At 72.0% G+C, this 5,340-nt stretch carries 4 protein-coding genes; 1 reads left to right on the top strand and 3 read right to left on the bottom strand.

Translation table 11 applies throughout. The annotated features are described in order from the left end of the window. From AC5LSR_RS14485 to AC5LSR_RS14475, 3 genes are all read right to left on the bottom strand, one after another. On the bottom strand, positions 1 to 1,388 hold a 1,388-nt coding region (locus AC5LSR_RS14485; RefSeq protein ID WP_493465314.1), incomplete at its 3' end, for a sulfatase-like hydrolase/transferase. A 114-nt stretch (positions 1,389 to 1,502) separates the two neighbouring features. Next, positions 1,503 to 1,868: a 4Fe-4S dicluster domain-containing protein gene (locus AC5LSR_RS14480; protein ID WP_250286097.1), complete on the bottom strand. Its 366-nt coding sequence runs from the start codon at positions 1,866 to 1,868 to the stop codon at positions 1,503 to 1,505. Then, a complete protein-coding gene (locus AC5LSR_RS14475; protein ID WP_493465315.1) occupies positions 1,865 to 3,559 on the bottom strand; it encodes an FAD-dependent oxidoreductase in 1,695 nt (564 codons plus the stop codon). Before AC5LSR_RS14475 ends, AC5LSR_RS14480 begins: the two co-directional genes overlap by 4 nt. Positions 3,560 to 4,407: 848 nt before the next feature. Here AC5LSR_RS14475 and AC5LSR_RS14470 point away from each other — a divergent pair. Then, the gene (locus AC5LSR_RS14470; protein ID WP_250286117.1) at positions 4,408 to 5,316 is read left to right on the top strand and encodes a TauD/TfdA dioxygenase family protein; all 909 of its coding nucleotides are present in this window, start codon (positions 4,408 to 4,410) and stop codon (positions 5,314 to 5,316) included. Positions 5,317 to 5,340 lie beyond the last annotated feature (24 nt).

Below are 5,340 nucleotides of genomic sequence, written 5' to 3'. Positions count from 1 at the left end.
GTCCGAATGCCGGCGTCGCCGGCGGGTGCGCGCAGGCCGGCCGGCCAGGACAGGATGAACGGCACCCGCACCCCGCCGGCGTAGGTCTGGCCCTTGTACAGCCGGAACGGCGTGTTGGAGGCCATCCCCCAGCCGCGCGGGTAGTGCACCAGGCTGCGCGGGCCGCCGATGAGGTCGGGGTCGCGCTCGACGTCGGGGTCCCAGTCGGCGGGCAGGTCCGGATGCTGGACGAAACGCTTGAAGTAGCTGCGGGTGCCCTCCGCGCCGCCCTCGCCCGTGCCTCCGTTGTCGGAGGTGAAGATGACGATCGTGTTGTCCAGGTCGCCGAGCGCGGCGAGGGTGTCCAGCAGCCGTCCGAGATTCTGGTCGATGTTGTCGACCATGGCGGCGTAGACCTCCATGTACCGGGCGTACAGCCGCTGCTGTTCCGGGGTGAGCTCCGCCCAGGGGCCCACCTCGTGTCCGGCCTCGAAGTTGCGCCGCGGCAGCCGGGTGTCGGCGGGGAAGATGCCGGCCGCGCGCTGCCGGTCGAAACGGGCCTCCCGCAGCGCGTCCCAGCCGCCGTCGTAGCGGCCCCGGTAACGCTGGACGTCCTCGGGCTTGGCCTGCAACGGACCGTGCACGGCGTTGTGCGCGACGTAGAGGAAGAACGGCTTGTCGGCGTCGTGCGCCCGCAGCGACGTCACCATCGAGATCGCCTGGTCGGTGATGTCGTCGGTGTAGTAGTAGCCGTCGGGCAGCTCGTCGATGTCCAGCGGGCTGTTGTCCCGTACCAGCTGGTGCGGGTGGAACAGGCTGGTGAGCCCTTCCAGCACGCCGTAGTACTGGTCGAAGCCCTTCCGCAGCGGCCAGTTGCGCCGGTCGTCGGCCGCGTTGGACGCCGAGTCGCGCGCCAGGTGCCACTTGCCGACCGCGTAGGTGGCGTATCCGGCGTCGTGCAGCAGCTCGGCCAGGGTGGGGATGTCGTCGGCGATCTCCATCCCGTAGCCGGGGAATCCGGGGTCGGCGTTGGCCACCATGGCGTATCCGACGCGGTGCGGGTTCAGGCCGGTCAGCAGGGCTGCCCTGGCCGGCGAGCACAGCGGCATGGTGTGGTAGTTGGTCAGCCGCACACCCTGTGCGGCGAGCCGGTCCAGGGCCGGCGTGGCGATCTCGGCGCCGAACGGGCCGATGTCGCTGTACCCCATGTCGTCGACGAGCACCACGACGATGTTGGGTGCGCGCCCGTCCGGGCGGACGCGGGACGGCCACGCCGGCTCCGACTCGCCGAAGGTGCGCCCGATCCGGCCGCCGAACCCGGCGTACGGGTCGCGCCGCGTGCCGGCGGGAGCGGGACGCGGGACGGGCCGGGGCCCGGTTCCGGGCTCGGGCTCGCGGGACGTCGACATGTGCTTGTTCCCTGCCTTGTCGCTGCTCGGATCGGGCCTGTCACTACTTGGAGCAGGCTTGTCACTGCTCGGATCGGGTGTCCTCGTTCGGTCTTCGCGGAGGTCCCGCCTGTCTCACCGGCCGGATGCCTCCGGCGCCGGGCGGAAGCGCGCGGTGAAGACGTGGGTGCGGTCCAGCAGGCTGCCGGGCCGGCGGCCGTGGCCCCAGCCGAGCCAGCGCCGGTACTCCCCGAACCGGTCGTGGGCTTCGAGGAACGCCTCGTCCCGCAGCGGTGACCCGGCCGGCGCCGGGCCCGCCAGCGGAGCCACGAACAGCGCGTCGGCCGGGCAGTAGGCCTCGCACATGAAACAGGTCTGGCATGCGGACTGCCGGGCTATCACCGGATGGCCGCCGTCGACCGCGTCGAAGACGTTGGTGGGGCACACCTCGACACAGATGTCGCAGTCGACGCACCTGCTGTCGCTGACCACCTCGATCACAGGACCGGCACCTCCTCGGGACGGCGAACGCCGGGAACGGCGCCGGGAACAGGGACAGCGGCGGCACTTCCGGCGACGGTGGTTCCGGCGACGATGCTCTCGGCGGCCGTCCACACCTGGTCGAGGCCGCCGACGCGGATGCGGTGGGCCAGGGCCGGGTCGGTCCCTGGCCGGTCCAGGCGGACCTGCAGCCCGCGGCTTTCCGGCCGGGACAGCGCGCCGCGGTACATCCACCGGGCGTGCGCGAGCATCGCCGCGGCCTCCCGGGTGGGGGTGATGCTGTGGGCGTCGCCGTCCGGTGCGAGCCCGTTGACGACGGCCGACCACAGTGAGTCGAGAACGGCCAGCGACTCGCGCAGGTCCGCCGCCGTCCTGAACCTGTTGTGCCGCAGCGGCAGCACCCGCTCCTGGACGGCGGCCACCACCTCCTCGTGCCGCAGGTCGCCGCGGCCCGCCCGGGCGCGCAGCCCCGCGCCGCCGGCGGGGGTGAGGGGCGCCGACGGCCAGCCGGCCGGGCGCCGTGCGGCGAACCGGGCCGCCGCCGCGCCGGCCCAGCCGCCGGAGGAGATCGCCCAGGAGCCGTTGTGGCTGCCGCCGCCGCTGATCGCGCCGGTGACGAGCTCGCGGGACGCGGCGTCGCCGGCCGCGAACAGCCCGGGGACGGTGGTCGCGCATCCGTCGTCGACCACGCGCAGCCCGCCCGTCCCGCGCACGGTGCCCTCCATGACGAAACGGACGGGGAAGCGCTGGGTGAACGGGTCGATGCCCAGCTTGTCGAACGGCAGGAAGAAGTTCGGCTGCGACCAGCGCATCGCCTCCCGAAGGTGCGGCGCCGCCCGCTCGAGCCGGGCGTGCACCTGGGTGCGCAGCGCCGCCCGCTGTACGTCGAGCAGCCCACCGGGGAACGCGGCGGTGGCCAGCTCGGCGCCGTCGGCGTCGGTGAACACGGCGAACTGGTACATCAGGCCCTTGGTCTGCGCGCCGAAGGCGGGCGCGGTGCCGTACTGGCAGGAGAACTCCATCCCGGACAGTTCGGCGCCGAGCTCCGCGGCCATCAGCGCGCCGTCGCCGGTGTCCACGTTCAGCCCCAGCGCACCGGACCGGAAGGCGCAGCCCCCGGTCGCCAGGACCACGGCGCCGGCCCGCACCCGCCAGGGCTCGCCGCCCCGCTGGCGGTGGACGCCGGCGGCGCCGGTGACGACACCGTCGGGGTCGGCCAGCAGCTCAAGGGCGGGTGACTGGTCGAGGATGACGACGCCGGCGCGCCGGACCTGGCGGCGCATCAGCCGCATGTACTGCGGGCCCTGCAGGCTGCCGCGTTGCGGGGTGCCGTCGTCGGCCACCGGGAACGGATAGCCCCAGTCCGTCAGCTGCTCGACCGCCCGCCACGTCCGGTCGAGGACGCGTGCCATCCAGCGTCGGTCGGTGAGATGGCCGCCGGCGGTCTCCCGGGCGGCGATGGCCTCCGACCGGGCGCTCCCACCCGGCGGCAGGTACCACAGGTTGTTACCGGCGGCCGCCGTCGAGCCGCTGGTGCCGCAGTAGCCCTTGTCGGCGAGCGTCACCCGCTGGCCGCGGCCTGCCGCCGCCAGCGCCGCCCACGTCCCGGCCGGGCCTCCGCCGAGCACGAGGACGTCGGTCTCGGCGGGGGCCGCGACCAGCCGCGGACGGCGTCTCGACGCGGCGCTCACCGTGGGCCGCCGACGCCGGCCTGGCCGGCACATGTCGAGGACACGTCGCGGTGTCGGTGTGGCTGGCGGGGCTGGTCACTCATCAGGATCCCTGTTCTCGGTTCTCGGTTCTCGGCAGCCGGCCGAATCATGATCGGGACGGGTGGGTCTCCGGGCACCAGCCGGGCCGAAAATTTCCGCGATTTCGCCAGCCATCCGCGGACCGATATCACCATCGATATGTTTTACGACCCGAAAAATGATTTCCGTCACCACTGTCAGTGACAGACGGAATCGCGTCCGAACGACTGTTGAATGCTTCCGGAAAATACCACGAAAATGCCAGTTCTGATCAACCTAAATTCGACCAGAATTGACACGGTCCACTGACGACACGGACATGGTCCACCACCCGCCGGACCGACAGCCTGTTCCCCGACATGTTGGCGACTATGTCGGCAGGAATGGCCGGCTGTCAACCCACCCACGGGAGCGGCCGACACGGCGCGAAGGCGGAGCGATCATGATCGCTCCGGATCCCGGGCCCCGCCGCCTTCCTGGGTGGAGCGGCATCCACTCATCGTGTCCGCATCGTCCACCGGCGCGGACGGCCCCGCCGAATTATTTTCACCGGACCGCTAAATATTGACCCGTTCCGCGGCGGACACGAGCATGGCGACACGGGCCGACGAGGAAACCGTCGGGGCCGGCCGCCGGAACGCTTCTCCCCGCCGGCCGGGAGGAGAACCGGCAGGAAAACCGAAGGACTGAAGGACCGAAGGCGGCGCGGCCATGTTTCCTCCGCGGCCTCTCCCGTGGTTCCCTCCGCGCCGTCGGACACTCACGTTCCCGGACCGCCAAGGAGCGACATGGCCGCCGTCAGCACGGATCTCGACATCCGCAGGGTAACCGGACGGATCGGCGCCGAAATCGTCGGCGTGGACCTTCGTGACGCGCTCGGCGACGACACCGTCATCGCGTCGGTCCGGGCCGCGCTCGTCGAGCACAAGGCACTGTTCTTCCGCGGGCAGGAAATCGACGACGCCGGGCAGCAGCGTTTCGCCGCCCGTTTCGGCGCGCTCACCACGGCGCACCCCACCGTCCCGTCCCTGGCCGGCAGCCCGAACGTGCTGCGGGTGGACTCGGCCGAGGGGCGGGCCAACAACTGGCACACCGACGTCACGTTCGTCGTGTCCCCGCCGGCCGCGAGCACCCTGCGCGCCGTCGTGATCCCCCCGGCCGGCGGGGACACCCTCATCGCCAACTCCGTGACCGCCTACCAGGACCTCCCGGGCGACCTGCGCGAACTGGCCGACCGGATCTGGGCGGAGCACACCAACGACTACGACTACGCGATCCCGCCGGCCGAGACGGCGCGGACGAAGGAGTACCGCGAGATCTTCGTCTCCCGGAAGTACCGGACCGCCCACCCGGTGGTCCGCGTCCATCCCGAGACGGGTGAGCGGGGCCTGTTCATCGGCGGGTTCGCGCAGCGCGTCGTCGGGCTGTCCGTGACCGAGTCACGTGACATCCTCCGCCTGCTGCAGACCTACGTCACCCGGCCGGAGAACACCGTCCGGTGGCGCTGGGCCCCCGGTGACCTGGTCTTCTTCGACAACCGCAGCACCCAGCACTACGGCGTGGACGACTACGGCGACCTGCCGCGGCTGCTGCACCGGGTCACCGTCGCCGGCGACGTACCGGTCGGGGTGGACGGCCGGCGCAGCTACGCCGTCGAGGGGGACGACGCCTCCCACTACACCCCGCTCGCCGCATAGCCACCCCGTCCACACACACGGCCC

The organism is Protofrankia sp. CiP1_Cm_nod4, assembly GCF_982290645.1.
The sequence above is the reverse complement of the archived record's forward strand: the minus strand, read 5'-3'. Positions and strand labels throughout refer to the sequence as shown.

Excerpts from the sequence above, each read along its gene's own strand:
- AC5LSR_RS14470 (WP_250286117.1), top strand. The coding sequence starts at position 4,408 with ATGGCCGCCGTCAGCACGGATCTCGACATCCGCAGGGTAACCGGACGG.